This window comes from Acidibrevibacterium sp. (assembly GCF_049965395.1).
Taxonomy (GTDB): Bacteria; Pseudomonadota; Alphaproteobacteria; order Acetobacterales; family Acetobacteraceae; genus Acidibrevibacterium; species Acidibrevibacterium fodinaquatile.
This window is the reverse complement of record NZ_JBMFWJ010000004.1, coordinates 30,315-52,050: the sequence shown is the minus strand read 5'-3', so window position 1 is coordinate 52,050 and position 21,736 is coordinate 30,315. Positions and strand designations below refer to the sequence as shown.

Here is a 21,736-nt window from a genome sequence, read left to right as displayed (position 1 = left end):
GCGGATTGCGCCGCAAAGGGCAAAGGCGCGAGCGCTACCCCGGTGAGCCCCCGATGCGTAGGCCGAGAGCGGCGCCGAGGGCGATGATCGCGAGCACCAGAGCGGCGATGGCGCCATAGCGGAAATCGCCCTCGCCGACGAATACGATCAGCATCAGCAAAACGCGCAGCACCGGCAGCAGAAGAAAAATCGCGATCCCGGCGGTGATCAGAGTAACGCCCGCCGCGCGGCCGTCGATCAGCGTCAGCCCAAAGCCGAGGAGAATGATCGCGCTCGCAAGCCACGTGCCGAGTGTCAGCGTCCGCGCGAGCAAGGGCTCGAGGCGGGGATGGCGGCCGGATCTGCCGCCCATCACGCCTGCCCCCGGAAGTTGACCCCGAAGGCCGCAAGCAGCATTTGCACCGCGAGGATAAGCAGCACCCCGACGAAAACCAACCGCAGCCTGTCGCCCGAGACCGCAATCAGAAAGCGCGCTCCGAGTGCTGCGCCGATGACCGAGCCGACCGCGATCGGGCCAGCGATCACGGGATCGATATCGCCGCGCGCGAAATAAGCGACGCCGCTTGCCGCCGCGGTGACGCCGATCATGAAATTGGAGGTCGCCGAGGAGACTTTGATGGGAAGGCGCAGAGCGGTATCCATCGCGGGAATCTTGAGAACGCCGCTGCCAATCCCAAGCAGCGCCGAAACCAGCCCGGCGCCGAACATCAGCACGAGGGCCAACGGCAACCGCCCGACGCGATAGGCGATCTCATCGCCACCCGCCTGATCGGGATAGCTCGCGTGAAGATCAAGACGCGAGGCCCAATCGCGCCCGTCGCCATTGGCTGCGGCTGTCGCTTTCTCGCGGCGCCTTGCCATCATCTGTCGCGCCGACAGCAGCAGGATGAACGCGAACAAAAAAAACAGCGCCGGGATCGGAAACACGCCGATCAGCAAAACCCCGGCCAGCGCCCCGGCGGTCGTCGCCGTTTCCAAAACCAACGCGACGCGCAAATTGGTCAGGCCGGCGCGGAGAAAGGCCGCCGCACTCCCGGTCGAACAGGCAATCACCGAGACGATGCTGGCGGCGATGGCGGTATGAATGCCAACCCCGGCGAAGAGTGTGAGCAGGGGCACGATAAAAATGCCGCTCGCCATGCCAAGCGCGCCGCCGAGGGCGCTGGCGCCGGCGGCGAGCGCGAACAGCAATGCGGAGAATGCGAGCGTCATGGCGTGCTCTCAAGGCTCCTCAAACGCCCCTCGCGTGCACGCTTATTTGCTGTTTTGTCAACCGATTCGCCGAGGCGCTTGCCCAGGCGGCGCCCAGGCGGCATCCTCGCCTCATGCCATCTCACCCTTGGCGCCCTCGCCACGGAGATCATTCCCGATGAACCCACCGTTCGACACGCCTGATCTTGGCTTGGAAAAATTCGCCCTCGGCCAGCCCGTGCCCCGCCTTGAAGACCCCAGCCTGCTGCGCGGTGAAGGCCGCTATAGCGATGATCTCGCGTGCGCCGGGCAGCTCTACGCGGTGATGCTGCGCAGCCGCCACGCCCATGGCCAGATCACGGCGATCGATCTCGAGGCGGCGCGCGCCATGCCCGGCGTTCACCTGATCGTGACCGGCGCGATGCTGCGCGAAGCCGGGATCGGGCGCATCCCGCAAGGGTTCCAGCAGCCGGGGAGTGACGCGGCGCCGCTGATCTCGCCCGCTTACCCGCCGCTCGCGAGCGATCGCGTGCGCTATGTCGGCGAGCCGGTCGCCTGCGTCGTCGCCGAGAGCGTGGCACAGGCGAAAGACGCACTGGAAGCGATCCTGCTTGAGATCGAGCCGCTGCCCGCGGTCACCACGGCGCGCGAGGCGGCCGCCGCCGGCGCGCCGCAGCTCCATGAGAGTGCCCCGGGCAATATCGCGCTTCGTTATCATTATGGCGATCGCGAGCAGGTCGCGGCGGCGTTCGCGCGGGCGGCGCATGTGACGAGCCTCGATCTCCGCAATAACCGCATCGTTGTCTGCCCGATGGAGCCGCGCAGCGCGATCGGCGAATACGATGCCCAATCTGGCCGTTTCACGCTCCATGTCGGCTGCCAAGGTGTCTTTGGCTTGCGCGCGGCGCTGGCCGAGGTCATGGCCGTCGGCGTCGAGAAAATCCATGTGTTGACTGGCCATGTCGGCGGCTCGTTCGGGATGAAAGCGGGCTGCTACCCGGAATATCCGGTGCTGCTCGAGGCCGCGCGACGCCTCGGCCGGCCGGTGAAATGGACCGATGAACGCAGCGAGAGCTTCCTTTCGGACAGCCACGGCCGCGACCACGAAATGCACGCCGAACTGGCACTCGATGCCGCGGGCAAGATCCTCGCCGTCCGCCTCACGGGCTTTGGCAATGCCGGCGCCTTCCTCACCAACGCCGCGACCGTGCCGCCGACCGCCAATGCCGCCAAAAACATCGTTGGCGTCTATGCGACCCCGTTGATCGAGATCGACACCGCGTGTGTGTTCACCAACACGACGCCGGTCGGCCCCTATCGCGGCGCCGGGCGGCCGGAGGGGAACTACTATATCGAGCGATTGATCGAGACCGCGGCCGTGGAAATGGGCATCGACCCCATCGAACTCCGCCGCCGCAACCTGATCCGCCCCGAGGCGATGCCCTATGCCGCGCCGAGCAGCATGACCTATGACAGCGGCGAATTTCCAGCGGTTCTGGATCAGGCCCTGGCCCGCGCCGACTGGGACGGGTTTGCCGCGCGCCGCGCCGAAAGTGCCGCGCGCGGGCTCTTGCGCGGGCGCGGGATTGGGCATTATCTCGAAGTCACGGCGCCGCCATCGCGCGAGATGGGCGGCATCCGCTTCGACGCCGATGGCGGCGTCACGATCATCACCGGCACCCTCGATTACGGCCAAGGTCATCGCACGCCGTTCGCCCAGGTGCTGGCTTCCAAGCTCGGCATCCCGATCGATCGGGTCCGGCTGCTGCAGGGTGACAGCGACGCGCTGATCGCCGGTGGCGGCACGGGCGGGTCGAAATCACTGATGGCGAGCGGGGCGGCAATCCTCGAAGCAAGCGATCTGGTGATCGCGCGCGGCAAGAAGGCGGCGGCCTATTTGCTCGAAGCCGCCGAGGCGGACATCGAATTCGCGATTGGCCCAGGCGGCGGCCGTTTCGCCATCGCCGGGACCGACCGCGCGATCTCGCTCCTTGACCTCGCCGCGCGCTTGCGCGAAAGCCCGCCGCCCGAGGACGTGCCGGCGAGCCTCGATGTGCGCCACATCCATCAAGGCGCCCCCTCGGCCTTCCCCAATGGCTGCCACATCGCCGAAGTCGAGATCGACCCCGAAACCGGGTGCGTGCGGGTTGCGCGCTATACCGCGGTCAATGATTTCGGCACCGTGGTCAATCCGCTTCTGGTCGCGGGGCAGGTGCAGGGCGGGATCGCCCAGGGGATCGGCCAGGCGCTGATGGAGGCAACGCAGTACGACAGCGAGGGCCAGCCGCTCACCGGCAGCTACATGGATTACGCCCTGCCGCGCGCCGGCGATCTCGTTGCTATCGACAATGGTTTTCACCCGGTGCCGGCGCGGACCAACCTGCTCGGCGCCAAGGGGTGCGGCGAGGCGGGCTGCGCCGGGGCGCTGCCGGCGGTGATGAACGCGGTCATCGATGCGCTGCGCTCGCGCGGCATCCATCACCTCGACATGCCGGCGACCCCGGAGCGGGTTTTCGCCGCCCTCAATGGCGGGTCGCCGGCAGGCTGATCCGGCTTGCCGCGCGGGCCAGCGGCGCCTCTGGTTCTTTTTTTGACTGGCCCGGCGCCCTTCCCGCCCCCATATAAGGGAGCCTTTCGCCCGAGGGAGGGATCGGTTGGACGCGACACTGACCCTGGTTGATCTCGCCGGCCTGATCGCCCTCCTGCTCTGGGGGGTGCATATGGTGCAAACCGGGGTGCAGCGCGCCTTTGGGCCCTCGTTGCGGCGGTTTCTCGGGATCGCGCTGGCGCGTCGGCCGGCCGCCTTCCTCGCCGGGCTCGGCATCACCGCGATTTTGCAAAGCAGCACCGCAACCGGGCTGATGGTCGCCTCCTTCGCCGCCGAAGGCATGCTGGCGCTGGTTCCCGGCCTTGCGGTGATGCTCGGCGCCAATGTCGGGACGACGCTGATCGTCCAAGTGCTCTCGTTCGATGTCTCGCGCATCGCGACCTTGTTCATCCTCGCCGGCGTGATCGCCTTTCGCCGTGGCGGCGCGAGCCAGGTGCGCGATCTCGGGCGGGTTGGCATCGGACTCGGGCTCATGCTGCTGGCGCTTCATCTCCTGCTTCAGGTGATCACGCCCTATGAGGACGTCTCCAGCCTCCGGCTGCTGCTCGGGGCTCTCACCACGCAGCCGCTGATGGACGTCTTGCTCGCGGCCTTGCTCACCTGGGCGGCGCATTCCTCGGTCGCCGTGGTGCTGGTGATCATGTCGTTTGCGGCGCGCGGGGTGGTGCCGCCGGATGCCGCCTTCGCGCTCGTGCTCGGCGCCAATCTCGGCACCGCGATCAATCCGCTGCTCGAAGGGAGCGCCGGCGACGATCCGGCGGCGCGGCGGCTGCCGATGGGCAATTTGCTCAACCGCGTCGCCGGCGTCATCGTCGCCTTGCTGCTGCTCGGCCCGATCGGGCGGTCGCTGGTGGTGCTGGAGCCGGACCCGGCGCGCGCCGTCGCCGATTTCCACACCGCGTTCAATCTCGTTCTCGCGCTCATTTTCTTCCCGGCCCTCACCCCCTATGCGCGGCTCTTGGCGTGGCTGCTGCCCTCGCGCGTCGCCGCAATCGATCCCGGGCGGCCGCTCTATCTCGACGCCGCCGCGCGTGAGACGCCGACGATCGCCATCGCCGCCGCCGCGCGCGAAGCGCTGCGCATGGCGGACGTGCTGGAGACCATGCTCGCCGGCGCGCGTGCCGCCCTGATCGGCGGCGACCGGCGGCGGGTCGGCGAGACGCGGCGGCTCGATGACGTGCTGGATCGGCTGAACGCCGCGATCAAAGCCTATCTCACCCTGCTCGATCCCGAATCGATGAGCGAGGCGGATCATCAGCGTCTCGCGCAGGTGCTCGCCTTCACCACCCATCTCGAAAACGCCGGCGATGTCGTGGACAAAAACCTCCTCGCCCATGCCGCCAAGCGCATCAAGCGCGGCATCGCGTTTTCGCCCGAGGGCGGGGCCGAACTCGATCAGATGTTCGCCCGGCTGGTGAAGAATTTGCGCACCGCTGCCTCGGTCTTTCTCTCCGGCGATCTTGCGACCGCGCGCCTGTTGGCCGCGGAAAAGGAGGCGCTCCGCGATCTCGAGGCGCGGGCGACGGCGGCGCATTTCGCGCGCCTGCGCGCGGGGCGAATCGACAGCACCGAGACCAGCACGCTGCATCTCGACGTTTTGCGGGACCTTCTGCGGATAAACACCCATTTCGTCGCCGCCGCCGCCTATCCGGTCTTGGAGGAGCAGGGCGCATTGCTCCCGAGCCGGTTGCGGCCGAACGACGAAACCGCCCTGAAAGAGGCCGCGGGCGACTCGCAGGAAATCCAGCAAATCGACCAGACATCCCAGGGGTAGTGGTAATCGGCGATTAACCAATCAAGATATAGATTGACGCGGCCGAATTTTACGGCAGGATAGGGGCTCAGCCGATCGCAGCCAAAGAGGGAAAAGCCGTGCTCGACATCGATATTCAATTGCCCGGGCGCCAGCAGATCCATGTCGATCGTGGTCGCGACGCGTTGCTGACCGATTTCGGCCGCGCGACGCTTGATGATCGCTATCTGCTCCCGGGCGAGGGCTATCAGGATCTCTTCGCCCGCGTTGCAAGCTATTACGGCGACGATCAGGGGCATGCGCAGCGGCTTTACGACTATATGAGCCGGCTCTGGTTCATGCCGGCAACGCCGGTGCTCTCCAATGGCGGCACGGCGCGCGGTTTGCCGATTTCCTGCTTCCTGAACGAGGCGTCCGACAGTCTGGAGGGCATCGTCGGGCTCTGGAACGAGAATGTCTGGCTCGCCTCCAAGGGTGGCGGCATCGGCAGTTACTGGGGCAATCTGCGCTCGATCGGCGAAAAAGTCGGCCAGAACGGCAAGACCTCCGGCGTCATCCCATTCATCCGGGTGATGGACAGCCTGACGCTGGCGATCTCGCAAGGCAGCCTCCGGCGCGGCTCGGCGGCGGTCTATTTGCCGGTCTCGCACCCAGAGATCGAGGAATTCGTCGAAATCCGCCGCCCGACCGGCGGCGATCCGAATCGCAAGGCGCTCAATCTCCATCACGGCATCCTGGTTTCGGACGCGTTCATGCGCGCCGTCGAGGCGGATGAGCCCTGGGCGCTGGTCTCACCGAAGGATGGCGCGGTGGTGCGCAGCATCTCCGCTCGCGCGCTCTGGATCAGGATTCTGACCGCCCGTGTCGAGACCGGGGAGCCGTATCTGATCTTCTCCGACCAGGTGAACCGCCTTCGCCCCGAGCATCAGAAACTCGCCGGGCTCGAGGTCAAAACCTCCAATCTCTGCTCGGAGATCACGCTGCCGACCGGGATCGACCAGCACGGCCGCCAGCGCACCGCGGTCTGCTGCCTGTCTTCGGTCAATCTCGAGCACTGGTTCGCGTGGAAGGATCATCCCCTCTTCATCGAGGATGTGATGCGCTTTCTCGACAATGTCCTGCAGGATTTCATCGACCGCGCGCCGGAAGGCATGGAACGCGCCAAATATTCGGCGATGCGCGAGCGTTCGGTCGGGCTCGGGGTGATGGGTTTCCACTCCTTCCTGCAGGCACAGCACGTGCCATTCGAAAGCGTCATCGCCAAGGTCTGGAACAAGCGCATGTTCCAGCATCTCCGCACCCAGGCGGATGCCGCGTCGCGGCTGCTCGCCGAAGAGCGCGGCCCCTGCCCCGACGCCGCCGACTATGGCTTCTCCGAGCGCTTCTCGAACAAGATCGCGATCGCGCCCACCGCCTCGATCTCGATCATCGCCGGCAATGCGAGCCCTGGGATCGAGCCGATCGCCGCCAATGTCTTTCTCCAGAAGACGCTGTCCGGCAGTTTTACTGTGCGCAACCGCCATCTCCAGGCCCTGCTCGCGGAAAAGGGGATGGACAACGATGCCGTGTGGTCCTCGATCACGCTCAACAAGGGCAGCGTGCAGCATCTCGATTTCCTTACCGAGCACGAAAAGGCGGTGTTCAAGACCGCGTTCGAACTCGATCAGCGTTGGGTGATCGAACACGCCGCCGACCGCACGCCGTTCGTTTGCCAGAGCCAGTCGGTCAACGTTTTCCTCCCCGCCAATGTGCATAAACGCGATCTACACCAGATTCATCTGTTGGCGTGGAAACGCGGTCTCAAATCCCTCTATTACTGCCGCAGCCTCTCGATCCAGCGCGCCGATAATGTGAGCGAGAAAGCGATCCGCCCGGAGGAGGCGCCGGCCGGGGCTGCGCCGGCGATGGCCGCACCGCCGCCAGCCGCGCGGGTCGCCGATTATGAGGAATGTCTCGCCTGCCAGTAAGATAACCGCGGATTTCGGCGGGCGCGGGAGACAAAGCCGGGAGGCTCGCGATGACAGGTTTCCTTCGCGTGGTTTTGATCGCGTGCCTCATCCTCGCCGCTTGCCACTCTCAAACCACGCCACCACGTGTGGACCAGAAGCCGCCAGGGGCGATGCCCCCGCTTCACGGCATGTAACGCGAGGAGGATGTTCCATGAGATCGCTGCTCTGGGCCACGTTCATGCTGGTCGGTCTCGCGGCGTGCCATCCGTCTCCGACGACGCAATCCCAGGAGCAGCAGCCTGTGCCGGGCCAGATGCCGCGAATGGGTTATTGATCGTCGGCGCATGCGCGCCGGCAAAAATGGGAGAGCAAGGATGAAATTTTTTCTCTGGGCGGCGATGCTGGCGTCCCTCGGCGTGACACTCGGCTGCGCCAACCGCAACCAGCCGGTGGTGCAGGACAATGAAACCATGCAGCAGCATATGGGTTACTGACAGGGCATAAGAAATCTTGGGCCGCGTCGCCATGCACGGCCTATCCCGGCCAGGAGCGTATGAGGCGCGGCGGAGAGAGGCAGCATCGCCCATCGCATGGTGATAATCTGCAATCCGATAACGACCTTCGGCCCGCCCGAGTCAATTCCTGTCGCTCGCTGCCGGCACGGAGTGCTGGAATTTTACTAGTCTGGCGCAAGCCCGGCAAAACGCGCGGCGCAGGTGAGGAATTTGGCGCCGCCATCCCCCGCCGGCGGCAGCGCCAGCGCCGGCAAGCCGCGCACATGGCCGCTCGCGCTCAGCGTGCCGCCGGCGAGCAGGGTTCGCGCCTCGGCCAGCGTCGTTTCGTTCAGCGGCAATTCGGTGTCGACGACGCGCGGCGCCTCGAGGGCTGCTGGGATCGTCCAGCCACCGCCGTCGGTTGCGACGAAATGCAACGTCGCCGCCAGACCCGGCGGGCGCGGCGCCAGCGGGTGCGCGGTGTTCGAGAAGGTGAAGCTCATGCCGCCGCCGCGCTCGGCGACCAGGGTGAGGGCCGCGGGATCATCCTCCTCCTCGGGAAAGGCGGCGCGCGCGGTGCAGCGCTCGGGTGTCGCGTCGAACCGCCAGGTGGCGGCGCTGGCGCGCGGCGCCGCCGGCGGTGGCGCTTGGGTCGCGCAGGCGGCAAGGAGTGCGAGCAGCGGCAGGGCGGCCAATCGTTGCCCGAGACGAGTTTTTGTCGGCAACGTTTTTTGGCTCTTTTTTTCACAAAAGACCATTCTTTCTTCCCTCATCCGACCGCGGCAAGCAGGCTGAGCACGCAGCAGGCCGCGACCGCCGCGACCGCCCCATAAATATCTCCGGTATAACCGCCGAGCCGCCGCGCCGCGAGCCCGGCGACGACGAAGAGCGCCAACGCCGCGATGAGCGCGACGCCAAGCGCCCGCCCCGGCCCGAGCAGCGTGAGCGCGAGCGCGCCGGCAAGCCCGACCCCGACGAGGCTCGCCCCCGCCGGCAGCCGGCCGAGCCCAGCGCCGAGCCCGTCCCGCCGTGCCGGCGCGAGCAGGAAGGGAACACCGACCATCGCCGCGCGCGCGGCCGCGCCGGCCACCATCATGGCGGCCAGAACCGCGCCCGCGCCCCCCATCGCCGCAATCGCCGCGATCGCGCTCGCGCGAATACCGAGCGCCAAGATCAACGCCAGCGCGCCGAAGACGCCGATCCTCGAATCACGCAGGATTTCGAGCCGGCGCGCGGGGCTCGCTTCGGCCCCGAGCGCATCGGCGCTATCGGCGAGCCCATCCTCGTGCAGGCCGCCGGCAACCCAGATCTCCGCCGCTAGCGCCCAGAACGCGGCGAGCCATAGCGGCAGATGCAGGGTGGCGGCGAGCACGTATGCGAGACCCCCGATCGCCCCGAGCAACGCGCCGACCGGCGGAAACGCCCAGGCGATGCGCGGCGTCACCGCCCCGCCGCCGGCCGGAAGCCGCGACAGCATGGCGAGCGCCGTTCGGAAATCGCCGATCAGGTCAGATTTTGTCGGCAACGCCCGCCTCGGCGAAGGTCGCCATGCCGGCATGGCAGGCGCAAGCGGCGCGGAGCAGCGGCACCGCGAGCGCCGCGCCCGATCCCTCGCCGAGCCGCATGCCGAAATCGAGCAGCGGCCGTTGCCCCAAAGCCTCGACCAGCAGCCGATGCCCGGCCTCGGCGGAGGCGTGGGCGATCAACGTGTGATCGAGGGCACGCGGGTTGAGGCGGGCGAGTGGTGCCACAGCGGCGGTGACGACGAAGCCGTCGAGCAGCACCGGCACGCCATGCGCGCGCGCCGCCAGCACCGCGCCGAGAATGGCCGCGAGCTCGCGCCCGCCAAGCGTGCGCGCCACCGCCAGCGGATCGCCGAGATCGTCAGCGTGGCGGGCGAGTGCTGCGTCGATCACGGCGCGCTTTCGCGCCAGACCCGCCTCATCGACACCGGCGCCACGCCCGGCCCAGCGCGCGCCGCCACCGCCGAGCAGAGCGGCGGCGATCGCCGCGGCGGCGGTGGTATTGCCGATCCCCATCTCGCCGAGACAGATCAAATCGGCGTCCGGGGCGACCGCCGCCATCCCGGCGCCGACGGCGGCAAGAAATTCCGCCTCGTCCATCGCCGGCGCGTGGACGAAGTTCGTCGTCGGCGTCTCGAGCGAGAGGGGAAAGACGCGAAGTTCGGCGCCGGCGACCTCGGCCAGTTGATTGATCGCGGCGCCCTTGGCTGCAAAATTCGCCACCATCTGCGCTGTCACCGCGGCGGGATAGGCCGCGACCCCTTCGGCGACGACGCCGTGATTGCCGGCGAAAATCAGAATTTCAACGCGCTCGAGGCGTGGCATGGCGCGCCCCTGCCAGCGCGCGAGCCAGCACGTGATCTCCTCCAGCCGCCCGAGACTGCCCGGCGGCTTGGTCAAAATCTCCTGGCGCGCCCGCGCCTCGGTCTCGGCGGCGTCATTGCCGGGGCGGAGATCGTGGATGCGGGCGCGAAGCGCCGCGATACTGCTGGGTGCGGTCATGAGGTCTCCTCTTGCGCGATGACGTGAAAAAATCCGCCGCTGACCTGCCCGCGCCGGCCACCGGCCGGGCCGAGACTCTCGCCTGCCGCGTCGGACAGGGTCGCGAGCGGCGGATCGATGCCGGAGTCGATGGCGCTGGCATAGTGGAATTCGTGCCCACGCAGCACCACCCCGCGCGGCCCGAGCACGGAGGGGCTGCAGAGCACGGCGCGGCGATAGCCGAGCGCCAGACGCCGGCCGGCGAAGCTCGTGCCATGCCCAAGCAGGCCGAGCATGGGATGGCGCACCCCGTCCTGGTCCTCGAGATACCGCCCGAGCACCATATAGCCGCCGCATTCGCCATGGATCGGGCGGGTCTCGGCGAAACGCGCCATGCTGGCGTGAAACCGCGTGGCTGCGGCAAGGGTTGCGGCATGGAGCTCAGGATAGCCGCCGGGAAGCCAGCAGGCATCGGCGCGCGGTGGCGGCGGCTCGTCGGCAAGCGGGGAAAAGGGCAAGATTTCCGCCCCTTGCGCCCGCCAGCCGGCAAGAAGATGGGGATAGACGAAGCTGAACGCGCGATCCTGGGCCAACGCGATGCGCTGGCCAGGCGGCGGCAGAGCTGGCCGGAGAGGCAGAGAGAGTGCGGGCAGCGGGCGCGCTGCGGCCAGGATGGCGTCGCCATCGAGTGTCCGCTCGGCGATATCGGCGAGCGCGGCGATGCGGCGTTCGAGATCGGGATGTTCGCCAGCTTGCACCAGGCCGAGATGGCGAGCCGGCAGCGAAACTTCCTTATCGCGCGGAAAAGCCCCAAAAACCGGGATCCCGACCGCCGCCATGGCGGGGAGAATGAGATCGCGATGGCGGGCACTCGCGACCCGGTTCAAAATCACCCCGGCAAGCGTGACGCCCGCGGCAAAGCGGGCGAAACCAGCGGCGACCGCGGCGGCCGATTGCGCCTGGCCAGTCACATCCTGGACCAGGATCACCGGAAGACCGAACCGTGCTGCAAGCGCCGCGCCGGCGCCTTCGCCGCCGCGAGCGCCGTCAAACAACCCCATCGCCGCCTCGATCACCAGGAGATCAGCCCCCTCTCCGGCTGCGGCGAGGAGGCCCGCGAGCAGCGCCGGCGCCATCGCCCAGCTATCGAGGTTGAGCGCGGGTCGGCCGGTCACAGCGGCATGAAAGGCGGGATCGATGTAATCCGGCCCCGCTTTCGCGGCCCGCACCCGCACCCCGCGCCGCGCCAACGCCGCCAGAATAGCCAGCGTCAGCGTCGTCTTGCCCGCACCCGAGGATGGCGCGGCGATGATCAGCCCGCGTGCGCTCATGGCAGTAAGGAAAAAAGAAAGGATCTTCTTTTTCTGAAGAAAAAGAAGCAAAAAGACTTTTTTCCGTTATTTTTGCGGAGACACGCTGCAACCGCCACGCGAACAGATAAAAGTTTTTTGGTTCTTTTTTTCAAAAAAGAACAATATCTTCTTATAAAACCTCCTCTCTCTGGCACCCGGGCGCAGTGCGCGATATAGCGAGCGGCGTGAACGATGCCCGCCTGCTCCGCCGGGGCTGGACCACCGGCGCTTGCGCCACCGCCGCGGCCAAGGCGGCCTATGCGGCGTTGCTCGCCGGTGCCTTCCCTGATCCCGTCACCATCACCCTGCCTGGCGGCGGCGAAGCGGCCTTCGCCCTCGCCGAAACCGCCCGCTCCGCCGATTTCGCGACCGCCGGCGTGGTCAAGGACGCTGGCGACGACCCCGATATCACTCATGGCGCGCTGATCCGGGTCCGCGTTTCGCCCGCGCCGGCCGGCGCCGGCGTTGTCTTTCGCGCCGGACCCGGGGTTGGCATGGTCACCCGCCCGGGCCTGCCGATCCCGCCCGGCGAGCCGGCGATCAACCCGGTGCCGCGCCAGATGATCCGCGCCGCGATCGGCGAAGTCGCCGCAAGCCACGGCGCGGCCGGCGATGTCATCGTCGAAATCTCCATCGAAAACGGCGAGAAGCTCGCCGAAAAGACGCTGAACCCGCGGCTTGGCATACAGGGCGGGCTCTCGGTGCTCGGCACCACCGGGATCGTCATCCCCTATTCCTGCGCCGCCTGGATCGCCAGCATCCAGCGCGGCATCGACGTCGCCCGCGCTGCCGGGCTCACCCATATCGCGGGCGCGACCGGGCGAACCTCGGAAGCGGCGGTGCGGCAGCTGCACGGACTCTCCGAGACGGCTCTGATCGACATGGGCGATTTCGTCGGCGGGATGCTGAAATATCTCCGCCAGCACCCGGTGCCGCGGCTCTCGATCGCCGGCGGCATCGCGAAGCTCGCGAAACTCGGCCAGGGAAGGCTCGATCTCCACGCCAAGCGCGGCTTGGTCGATTTCGCCGCGCTGGCCACCCTCGCGCAACGGGCCGGCGCGCCAGCGCCGCTTGCCGATGCCATCGCCCGCGCCGAAACCGCGCTCCATGCCGAAACTCTCGCGCGCGATGCCGGCTTTGCGCTCGCTGATGCCATCGCTGGCGCCGCCTGGACGGTTGCGGCCGATCTGCTTGCGGGCAGCGGCATCGCGCTCGAAATTCTGGTTTTCGATCGCGGCGGCGATCTCCTCGGCCGCGCGCCCTTTGCCCCGGTTCATCGCGCCCCGCGGAACCGGCGCACATAAGCGGCGTCATAGAGCGCGCTTTCGGCGAAATCCTCCTCCGCCAGCGCCGGCCCGACCAGGATCAGGGCGCTGCGCCCGATCGGATCGGCGGCCAGGCGCGCCTCGATATCGCCGAGCCGGCCCCAGACGATGCGCTGATCCGGCCAGCTCGCCCGGGCAACGATCGCAACCGGACAATCCGCACCGAAAACCGGCATAAGCTCGCCAACCACCCGCGCCAGCGCCTGGATCGCGAGATGGATCGCGAGTGTCGCCCCGGTCGCGGCAAAGGCGCTCAGGCGTTCGCGTGCCGGCATTTTCGAGGCGCGGCCAGAAATCCGCGTCAGCACCACGCTCTGCGCGCGCTCGGGCAGAGTCAATTCGCGCCCGATCGCGGCGGCGGCGGCGGCGAAGGCGGGAACCCCGGGGGTCAGCGTATAGGGAATACCGAGGCGGGCAAGACGCCTGATCTGCTCGGCGACCGCGCTATAGACCGCGAGATCGCCCGAATGCAGCCGCGCGACATCCTCACCATGCGCGTGGGCCGCAAGAAACTCGCGCTCGATGGCATCGAGCGAGAGCGGCGCGGTATCGACGAGGCGCGCCCCCGGCGGGCAAAACGCCAGAATCTCTGGGGCAACCAGCGAGCCGGCGTAAAGACAGACGCGGCAACGGCCGAGCAGATCGCGGCCGCGGAGGGTGATGAGATCGGCCGCCCCCGGCCCCGCGCCGATGAAATGCACCGTCATCGCGGGAGGCCTTCGGCAAGCGCGCAGGTGACGCCCGCGCCGGTGATGCGGGGCAGGATGAGCCGCGCCCCCGGGGCGAGCGCGGCCAACGCCGCCGCCTCGGCGATGGCGGCGAACCCGGTTGCCCGCCGCGCCGCGTCCGACTGGGTTTGCGTCTGCTTCTGCGCGCCCGCGAGGGCATTCTCCCCGATCAGGCAAAGCGGCAGGCCGAGTTCAGCGGCAGCAGCGGCGAAGGCGACTTCCTCGCGTTTGAAATCGGGGATGGCAAGCCGCGTCGGGCGCGCGCCGGAAGCGGCCTCGGCATCGCGCAAGATCGCCAGAACCGCCGCGAGCGCGACACCGCGCCGGCAGCCAAGGCCAGCCACCACCACCGCGTCCGTCACGGCTTTTCCACCGCCCATTGCGTCACTGTCATCGCCGGGCGAAACCCGTGCAACGTTCCGAGCGCCTCGAGCCGCTCGATCCCGATCCGGGTCATCCGCCCGCCAAACGCCGCCCGCGCTGCCATCAGTACCATTTCGGTTTCGATCGCAACGGCATGGGCAACCAGCCGCCCGCCCGGCGCAAGGGCCGCCCAAACGGCCTCGATCATCCCTTCGGTGCGCGCGCCGCCGCCGATGAAGGCGGCATCGGGCCGGGAAAGTCCCGCGAGTGCCGCCGGCGCGGCGGCTGCGACCACCTCGAGCCCGGGGACACCAAGATTTTCGGCATTGAGGCGAATGCGCATCGCCCGCGTCGGGTCAGCCTCGATCGCGATCGCCCGATTGGCGGGATCGGCGAGCAGCCACTCGATCGCGATGGAACCCGCGCCGGCGCCGATATCCCAGAGTAATTCGCCCCGCCTTGGCGCCAGCGCCGAAAGCGCCAGCGCGCGCGCTTCGCGTTTGCTGATCTGCCCGTCATGCGCGAAAAACTCATCGGCGAGCCCGGCGGCGCGCGGAATGACCGCAGCACCCGGCACTGCCACGAGTTCGAGGGCGATGAGGTTGAGCGGGCCGATATCTTCGAGCGCGAAATCCGCGGCCGTGGTGTCGCGCCGGCGCTCACCCGGCCCGCCGAGCGCTTCGAGGACATGGATCCGGCTCGGCCCAAAACCGCGCGCGCGGAGCAGGTCCGCGACCTCGCCGGGCGTCGTCGCATCGGCCGAGAGCGCGAGAACGCGACGATGGGGCTGCACATGCGGGATGAGGGCGGCAAGCGGCCGGCCGCAGAGCGAGAGCGTCGTCACATGCTGAAGCGGCCAGCCGAGCCGGGCGCAAGCGAGCGAGAACGCGGACGGCGCCGGCAAAATCGCTATTTCCGCCATCGGCACGTGCTCGGCGAGCAGACTGCCGAGGCTGAACCATGAGGGATCGCCCGAGACCAGCACCACGACCGGGACGCCACGGCGGGCGAGGATCGCCGGAATCGCGGTTTTCAAACGCGCCGGCCAGGCGATCGCCTCGCCGCTGATCAGCGAGGCGGCGAGGGCGAGATGGCGGGCGCCGCCGAACACCACCCGCGCCGCCGCAAGCCGGGCACGGGCCGGCGCTGAAAGCCCCTCGACACCATCCTCGCCAATGCCGAGAATCCCGAGCCATGGTTGATCCATTGTCACCGCACGTCGCCCCGGAAACGCCGCCACCCGACGCCATGAGCATACTCATTCTCGGCGGCACCGGGGAGGCCATGGCACTCGCCCGGGTGCTCGCGCCGGATTCGCGTTTCGCGCCACTGCTCTCGCTCGCCGGCCGGACGAAAAACCCAGCGCCGCCGCCGATCCCCTGGCGCTGCGGTGGGTTCGGCGGCGCTGCCGGTCTCGCCGCCTTTCTTGCAACGCACCGAATCGCCGCCATGATCGATGCAACGCACCCGTTTGCGTTGCAGATTTCGGCCAACGCGCGCAAGGCGGCGGCCATCGCCGGGGTGCCGCTGCTTACCCTCACCCGCCCGCCCTGGGTCGCCAAACCCGGCGAGCGCTGGACCATCGTCCGCGACCTCGCCGCCGCGGCGCAGGCGCTTGGGCCAAAGCGGCGGCGTGTTTTTCTCACCATCGGCCGCCAGGATCTCCTGCCCTTCCGCGCCGCCCCCTGGCATCATTATGTGATCCGCAGCGTCGATCCACCCGATCCCGCCTTCCTCCCGCCCGATTGCGATATCATCAGTGCACGCGGGCCATTCTCGGAAGATGACGAGCGCGCGCTGCTCGCCGCGCGGGCGATCGAGGTTCTGGTGAGCAAGAATTCCGGCGGCGCGATGCGCGCAAAGCTCGATGCGGCGCAGGCGCTCGCGATTCCGGTGGTGATGATCGCCCGCCCGCCGCCGCCAGCGAGCGGTCCCGTCGTCACCGATCGCGACGGCGCGCTCGCCTGGCTCGGGCGGCTTCATGACGCAAAACGCGGCGTGTAAAACCACGCGCGTGCATCGCGGCGCGCGATCAGCCGGCTCGCCCGCGCGCCGATGATGACCAGGGTTGCCATGTCGGCGTGCGCGGGATCGGCGCTCGCGAGCGAAAACAGCGTGATCCGCTCATCGGCGCGCCCGATCGCGCGCGCGAAGGCGACCGGGGTCTCGGGCGGGATCGTCTCGCGCAAAATCGCGAACGCCGCGCCGAGCTGCCAGGGCCGTGCGCGCGAGATCGGGTTGTAAAGCGCGATGACGAAATCCGCGTCCGCCGCCGCCCGCAAGCGCTTTTCGATCAAGGCCCAGGGCTTGAGGTTGTCCGAGAGCGAGATCGCGCAGAAATCATGCCCGAGCGGCGCGCCGAGCCGGGCACTCGCCGCGAGCATCGCGGTGATCCCGGGGATGATGGAGACATCGAGTGCCCGCCACGCGGGATCGCCGGCTTCTATTGCCTCGAACACTGTCGCCGCCATGCCGAAAACGCCGGCATCACCGCCTGAGACCAGGGCGACCGGCTTGCCCGCTGCGGCCAGCGCCAGCGCCTGCTCGGCGCGCGCGCGTTCGACGCGGTTATCGGACGGATGCCGACTTTGACCCGGGATTTCGGCAAGGCGCGCGAGATAGGGGCCATAGCCGAAGACATCGCTCGCTTGCGCCAGCGCGTCTTTCGCCTCTTGCGTCATCATCGCCTCACCCGCCGGCCCGATTCCGATGACGAAAACCCGCCCGCTCATCGCCGGCTGCCGCGGGTGGGGATGATAAGCAGCGAGAAATAGGGCGCGGGTAACGCCGGATCGCGCGCGACAAGCGGCATCACGCACTCCTCCGCCATCGTGCCCCGCTCGATATAGGCGGCGTCAACGAGCCGGCCGGCATCCTCCAGAACTTTACGAACCTTGCTGAGATTACGCCCGAGTTTCAGGATCACGGCGGCCTCGACGGAGGCGAGTTTGGCGGCCATCGTCGCCGCATCGAGGGTCGCGGGCAGCACCACAAGGCAGTCGCTGCCGCGCAGCAAGGGCAGCCGCGCCCGCGCCCAGCAGCCGCTCATGCCGGAGACGCCAGGGATGATTTCGGTCGCGAAATCGGCATCGAGACGTTCGAGAAGATGAAGGCCAGAGCCATAGAAAATCGGATCGCCCTCGCAAAGCAGGGCAATGTCGCGCCCGGCGCCCAGCAGCCCCGCAAGCCGCGCCGCGGCATCCTTGTAAAACGCCGCAATCTCGCGCCGATAGCGTGGATCGTCGCTCGGAATTTCGGTGGTGAGCGGGTATTCGAGGCGGATTTCCTCGCAATCGCGCCGGATATGGTTTGCTGCGATGGCGCGGGCATGGCCGCGCTCGCCGCGTTTGGCGAAATAGGCGACGACGCCGGCGGCCGCGCAGAGCCGCGCCGCCTTCAGCGTCATCAATTCGGGATCGCCAGGGCCGACGCCGATCACCCGCAGGACGCCCGCCCTCGTGACATCATTTGTCATCGGCGCGCGAGCCCCGCAAGCGCATTCACCGCCGCCGCCGCCATCGCGCTGCCGCCGCGCCGACCAGGCAGAACGAGGAACGGCACCCGGCCATCCGCGGCAAGCGCGGCTTTCGACTCCGCGGCGCCGACGAAGCCGACCGGCATCCCTATCACCGCCGCCGGCCGCGGCGCGCCGGCATCGAGCATTTCGAGAAGGCGAAACAGCGCGGTTGGCGCATTGCCGATGACAACGAGGGCGCCGGCGAGGGCCTCTCCCCAAAGATCGAGCGCGGCCGCCGACCGTGTGGTTGCGAGCCGCGACGCAAGCGCCGCGATGCCCGGTGCCGCAAGCGTGCAGATCACCGGATTGGCGGCCGCAAGGCGGGCGCGCGTCACCCCTTCCGCGACCATGTTGGCGTCACAGAAAATCGGTTTGCCAGCGGCAAGTGACGCAATCGCGGCATCACAAAAATCGGGGTGAAACACGAGATCATCGGCGATCTCGACTATGCCGCACGCATGGATCATGCGCACCGCGATCGTCGCTTCCGCTTGCGAAAACCGCGCGAGATCAGCCTCGGCGCGAATGATCGCAAAAGAGCGCTCATAGATGGCAGCGCCGTCGCGGAGATAGTCTCGCTTGCTCATGGTTCGAGAATGCCAGCAAGGATTTCGCCGACATCATTGCGCCACGAGCGCCAGAGATCGCGCGCGCGCATCGCGGCAAAGCGCCCGGCGAGCGCCCGGCGCGCCTCCCCATTGGCTTGGGCGAGAAACGCATCGACTTCGGGGTTGCCAAGGGTTGCCGCAAACAAGAGATCGAACTGGCGATCGAAACGCGAAGGCAAAGTCATGGCAAAGAGCGAAAGCGGCGAGACCGCGCGCGCGATTTCGGCGGCCCCGCGATAGCCGTGGCGCATTTGTCCCGCGATCCAGCGCGGGTTGGCGGCGCGCGCGCGCGTCACCTGCGCGATCTCCTCGGCCAAGGTCACAACACGCAAGCCGTCGGTCGCGGGACGCGCGTAATGGAGCGCGGGGCTTGCGCCAAGCAGCGCCGCCGCCGCGGCAAAGCCGCCGGCGTGGGCAGCGATTTCGTCATCGGCGAGGACGTCATGTTCATTATGATCGGCGATATGAAAATAGGCGTCGGCGCCGGCAATCTGGGCCGCCAATCCCGCTTGATCAGCAAGCCCGTCGTGCCCCGTGCCATAGGCGAATGCCGACTGGGCGAGATAGGTACGGCCGAACTCCGCTGATCCCGTCTCGGGATCACCCGAATCGCCGAGTGCGAGGCCATAGACGCCGGGCGCCGGGCCATAGATCCGGCGCACCTCCTCGCTTTGCCGCGCGCGCGCAGCCAGCGGGTTCCATGCCGCGTCTTCGTCGCGCGCCGCGATCATCGTGACGGCATCGTCGAACAACGCGATTTGGGTGGCAAAGGCATCGCGGAACAGGCCGGAAATGCGCAGTGTCACATCGATGCGCGGCCGGTCGAGTTCGGCGAGCGCGAGCACCGCGATCCCATTGACGCGGTGCGAGCCCGCGTCCCAAAGCGGCCGCGCCCCGAGCAGCACCAGGGCGAGCGCGAAGGCCTCGCCGCCGGTCCGTATCGTCGCACTCCCCCAGAGATCGATCACCAGCCGCTTGGGCCAGGCGCCATGCCGGCGCAGATGTTCCTCGAGCAAAGAGGCGGCATGTTTCTCGGCGAGCGCGACGGCGGCGCGCGTGGGGATGGCGCGCGGATCGAGGCTGATGATATTGCGCCCGGTCGGCAACACATCGACCCGCCCTCGCGAGGGGGCGCCCGCCGGGCCGGGCGGAATGAAGCGGCCATCGAGGGCGGCGAGAAAGTTCCGCGCTTCATTCGGCGCCGAGGCATCGAGGCGGGCAGCGATCTCCGCTTCGCCGATCGTCGGCGCCGCCTCGCGCAGCGCCGCCAACAAGGCGCTCCGTTGCGCCGGCGCGCGCGCAAACACATGCAACCCGTCGCCGATCAGGCGATCCTTGATATCGCAGAGATAGGCATCGAGTTTGGCAAGCAGTTCGTCCTCGCGCGCGGTATCCTCGCACCCGGCTTCGGCGGCAAGGCCGGATGAGCGCGCGCGCGCGAGAATCTCACGGCGAAGATGGCGTGCGCGCTCTCGATCGAGCCCGGACGCCGCCGCATAATCGTCGATCAGGCGTTCGAGCGCGGCGGCCTCACCATGCAAGCCGGCGCGCATCAAGGGCGGCGTCAGATGGCCGAGCGTAAGTGCGCCGAGCCGCCGCTTCGCCGCCGCCGCCTCGCCGGGATTGTTGACGATGAAAGGATAAATCACCGGAAGACCGCGCACGAGCAGTGCTGGAAAACACGCCTCATGCAGCGCCACCGCCTTGCCCGGCAGCCATTCCAGCATGCCGTGCGCGCCGAGCGGAACAAGAGCATGGATGCGCTCGCGATGGCGGAGCCAAAGGTGAAACGCGACATAGCCATGGCGCGGTGGCAGATCGGGATCGTGATAGGTTTCCTTGCGCCGCCGCGCCTCACCCCGATCGGGCTCGATCGCGGCAAGGATATTGCCGAGACGAAGATGGCGCAGCGTGAAATGCCCGCCAACGCAAGCGGGATCCGCTTCCGGCGCGCCCCAAGCAGCGATGATCCGCTCGCGCGCCGCCGCCGGCAATTCGGCATAGAGCGCGTGATACGCCGCAAGCGAGAGGATAGGCGTCGGCTCGGCGTCACACAGCGATCCCGCCAAGGCTTCGCGCGCGAAGGGTGCAATGGTGTAGCCGCCGGCGCCAAGGAGATCGCATATTTCAGCGAGACTGCCCAAAGTATCGAGCCCGACAGCATGCGCGCGCCCACCAACGAGGGTCGGATAATCGGCAAGCACGATCGCAAGCCGCCGCTCGGCGGGCGGTGTCGCGGCAAGCCGCAGCCAGCCGATTGCAAGGTCCGCGGCGCGGTTGATCCCGCCGGGATCGGGCGCGTGCTGCTCGGGCACGAATTCGCAATCGCTGGCGGGGCTTGCCGGCGCTTTGAAAGAGATCGCACCGGCGAGCAGGCGGCCATCGAGCTCGGGCAACACCACCTGCATTGCAAGATCGGCGGGTGCGAGGCCACGCTGCGATTTTTCCCAATCCTCGCGTGATCCGCCAGCAAGCACGAGTTGCAAAATCGGCGCTTCCGCCGCTTCCAGCGGCGAGGGTGTTCCATCCTCGCCGCGCGCGGCAAACCCGGTCGCCGCGAGCACGATTCCAGGACGCGTCGCGGCAAGGGTTTCGGCGATAAACGCCCTTGCCGTCGCCTCCTTCAACGAATCGACAAAGAGCAGCCGCGCGGCAACGCCGGCGCGCGCCAGCGCCGCGGCCAAAGCCTCGATCGGCGCGATATCACCGGCGAGAAGATGGGCGCGGTAAAAGACGATCGCCGCCTCTGCCCAAGCACTTTGCCGCGTGACGTCCGGCGTGATCAGAGCGTATTCGCCGCAAGACGGCATCGCGACGACCGGCGCGCCGCTATCCTCGCAGAAACCACCGAGATGGGCGGCGAGCGCGAGAGCGCCGGCAACGTTGTCAACGCCGCCTTCGCGAAAGAAGCGATCGAGCCGCGCAAGCGCCGCCGCCGTCACAGTGGAAAGAGCCGCGAGTTCCGCATCCTCGCGCTGATCGCCGGCGAGCAGCGCGAGCGCGATCCCACGCGCGCGGCAGAGGGCGGCGAGTTCCTCCACCCCATAGCGCCAGTAATCGAGGCCGCCGAGCAAGCGAACGATGATGACTCGCGCGTTTGCCGCAACGTTTTCAAGATAGAGATCGACCGACATCGGATGCCGGAGTTGTCGCAGATTGGCAAGGCGAAGGCGCGGCGCCGCCGCCTCCTGCCATCCCGCCCGCAACCGTGCCCAAGCGCGTGCGGCGGCGGCGAGATCGCTTGCGGCAAACGAGAGAAATACCATGTCGGCCGGACTCTGGCCGAGATCGATCGCCGCTTCGTCTTCATCGAGCGCGCGCGTCTCGCGAACCAGGAGATGCAT

Annotated in this window: 18 protein-coding genes; 5 read left to right on the top strand and 13 right to left on the bottom strand. The window is 68.0% G+C overall.

Going from position 1 to position 21,736, the window contains the following annotated elements; all coding sequences use genetic code 11:
- Positions 1 to 34: 34 nt before the first annotated feature.
- Both ACP5M5_RS02630 and ACP5M5_RS02625 read right to left on the bottom strand, forming a co-directional pair.
- The gene (locus tag ACP5M5_RS02630) at positions 35 to 352 is read right to left on the bottom strand and encodes a DUF1634 domain-containing protein (RefSeq protein ID WP_427935343.1); all 318 of its coding nucleotides are present in this window, start codon (positions 350 to 352) and stop codon (positions 35 to 37) included.
- Positions 352 to 1,212 (bottom strand): sulfite exporter TauE/SafE family protein, encoded by an 861-nt coding sequence (locus ACP5M5_RS02625; RefSeq protein ID WP_114913104.1) that lies wholly within the window; start codon positions 1,210 to 1,212, stop codon positions 352 to 354. Before ACP5M5_RS02625 ends, ACP5M5_RS02630 begins: the two co-directional genes overlap by 1 nt.
- Positions 1,213 to 1,369: 157 nt before the next feature.
- On the opposite strand from ACP5M5_RS02625, the gene ACP5M5_RS02620 reads away from it, so the two are divergent.
- The 3 genes from ACP5M5_RS02620 to ACP5M5_RS02610 all read left to right on the top strand — a co-directional run bounded on the left by ACP5M5_RS02620 (position 1,370) and on the right by ACP5M5_RS02610 (position 7,519).
- Positions 1,370 to 3,739, top strand: a complete 2,370-nt coding sequence (locus ACP5M5_RS02620; protein WP_427935341.1) for a xanthine dehydrogenase family protein molybdopterin-binding subunit — start codon at positions 1,370 to 1,372, stop codon at positions 3,737 to 3,739.
- A 106-nt stretch (positions 3,740 to 3,845) separates the two neighbouring features.
- Complete coding sequence (locus ACP5M5_RS02615) at positions 3,846 to 5,573, top strand: Na/Pi cotransporter family protein (RefSeq protein ID WP_427935340.1); 1,728 nt, start codon at positions 3,846 to 3,848, stop codon at positions 5,571 to 5,573.
- A 98-nt stretch (positions 5,574 to 5,671) separates the two neighbouring features.
- Positions 5,672 to 7,519, top strand: a complete 1,848-nt coding sequence (locus ACP5M5_RS02610; RefSeq protein ID WP_427935338.1) for a ribonucleoside-diphosphate reductase subunit alpha — start codon at positions 5,672 to 5,674, stop codon at positions 7,517 to 7,519.
- 661 nt (positions 7,520 to 8,180) lie between these two features.
- On the opposite strand, the gene ACP5M5_RS02605 is transcribed toward ACP5M5_RS02610, so the two are convergent.
- From ACP5M5_RS02605 to ACP5M5_RS02590, 4 genes are read right to left on the bottom strand one after another with little or no spacing between them, the layout of a single operon-like run.
- Complete coding sequence (locus ACP5M5_RS02605) at positions 8,181 to 8,720, bottom strand: hypothetical protein (protein ID WP_427935337.1); 540 nt, start codon at positions 8,718 to 8,720, stop codon at positions 8,181 to 8,183.
- A gap of 44 nt (positions 8,721 to 8,764) precedes the next feature.
- A complete protein-coding gene (locus tag ACP5M5_RS02600; RefSeq protein WP_427935335.1) occupies positions 8,765 to 9,520 on the bottom strand; it encodes an adenosylcobinamide-GDP ribazoletransferase in 756 nt (251 codons plus the stop codon).
- Positions 9,504 to 10,520 (bottom strand): nicotinate-nucleotide--dimethylbenzimidazole phosphoribosyltransferase, encoded by a 1,017-nt coding sequence (gene cobT, locus ACP5M5_RS02595; RefSeq protein ID WP_427935334.1) that lies wholly within the window; start codon positions 10,518 to 10,520, stop codon positions 9,504 to 9,506. The genes ACP5M5_RS02600 and cobT overlap by 17 nt, the downstream gene beginning before the upstream one ends.
- On the bottom strand, positions 10,517 to 11,830 hold the full coding sequence (locus ACP5M5_RS02590) for a cobyrinate a,c-diamide synthase (protein WP_427935332.1): 1,314 nt from the start codon (positions 11,828 to 11,830) through the stop codon (positions 10,517 to 10,519). Before ACP5M5_RS02590 ends, cobT begins: the two co-directional genes overlap by 4 nt.
- A 206-nt stretch (positions 11,831 to 12,036) precedes the next feature.
- Between ACP5M5_RS02590 and ACP5M5_RS02585 the strand changes: the two genes are divergently transcribed.
- Positions 12,037 to 13,155 (top strand): cobalt-precorrin-5B (C(1))-methyltransferase, encoded by a 1,119-nt coding sequence (locus ACP5M5_RS02585; RefSeq protein WP_427935331.1) that lies wholly within the window; start codon positions 12,037 to 12,039, stop codon positions 13,153 to 13,155.
- Here ACP5M5_RS02585 and cobM read toward each other — a convergent pair.
- Genes cobM through cbiE form a run of 3 tightly spaced genes read right to left on the bottom strand, consistent with a single transcriptional unit; the run spans position 13,125 to position 15,474 of the window.
- The gene (gene cobM, locus ACP5M5_RS02580; RefSeq protein ID WP_427935330.1) at positions 13,125 to 13,883 is read right to left on the bottom strand and encodes a precorrin-4 C(11)-methyltransferase; all 759 of its coding nucleotides are present in this window, start codon (positions 13,881 to 13,883) and stop codon (positions 13,125 to 13,127) included. The two genes, ACP5M5_RS02585 and cobM, sit on opposite strands and share 31 nt — an antisense overlap.
- The gene (locus tag ACP5M5_RS02575; RefSeq protein WP_427935328.1) at positions 13,880 to 14,266 is read right to left on the bottom strand and encodes a cobalamin biosynthesis protein; all 387 of its coding nucleotides are present in this window, start codon (positions 14,264 to 14,266) and stop codon (positions 13,880 to 13,882) included. Before ACP5M5_RS02575 ends, cobM begins: the two co-directional genes overlap by 4 nt.
- Complete coding sequence (gene cbiE, locus ACP5M5_RS02570) at positions 14,263 to 15,474, bottom strand: precorrin-6y C5,15-methyltransferase (decarboxylating) subunit CbiE (protein WP_427935417.1); 1,212 nt, start codon at positions 15,472 to 15,474, stop codon at positions 14,263 to 14,265. Before cbiE ends, ACP5M5_RS02575 begins: the two co-directional genes overlap by 4 nt.
- A 41-nt stretch (positions 15,475 to 15,515) precedes the next feature.
- Between cbiE and ACP5M5_RS02565 the strand changes: the two genes are divergently transcribed.
- A complete protein-coding gene (locus ACP5M5_RS02565) occupies positions 15,516 to 16,271 on the top strand; it encodes a cobalt-precorrin-6A reductase (RefSeq protein WP_427935326.1) in 756 nt (251 codons plus the stop codon).
- Here ACP5M5_RS02565 and cobJ read toward each other — a convergent pair.
- The 4 genes from cobJ to cobN are packed head-to-tail and all read right to left on the bottom strand — an operon-like array spanning position 16,247 to position 21,736.
- Positions 16,247 to 16,999: a precorrin-3B C(17)-methyltransferase gene (gene cobJ, locus ACP5M5_RS02560; RefSeq protein WP_427935325.1), complete on the bottom strand. Its 753-nt coding sequence runs from the start codon at positions 16,997 to 16,999 to the stop codon at positions 16,247 to 16,249. The genes ACP5M5_RS02565 and cobJ overlap by 25 nt on opposite strands.
- Positions 16,996 to 17,742 (bottom strand): precorrin-2 C(20)-methyltransferase, encoded by a 747-nt coding sequence (locus tag ACP5M5_RS02555; protein ID WP_427935323.1) that lies wholly within the window; start codon positions 17,740 to 17,742, stop codon positions 16,996 to 16,998. The genes cobJ and ACP5M5_RS02555 overlap by 4 nt, the downstream gene beginning before the upstream one ends.
- Positions 17,739 to 18,371, bottom strand: coding sequence for a precorrin-8X methylmutase (locus ACP5M5_RS02550; protein ID WP_427935322.1), 633 nt, complete (start codon positions 18,369 to 18,371; stop codon positions 17,739 to 17,741). The genes ACP5M5_RS02555 and ACP5M5_RS02550 overlap by 4 nt, the downstream gene beginning before the upstream one ends.
- Entirely contained in the window at positions 18,368 to 21,736 is a 3,369-nt protein-coding gene (cobN, locus tag ACP5M5_RS02545) for a cobaltochelatase subunit CobN (RefSeq protein ID WP_427935321.1), read from the bottom strand. Before cobN ends, ACP5M5_RS02550 begins: the two co-directional genes overlap by 4 nt.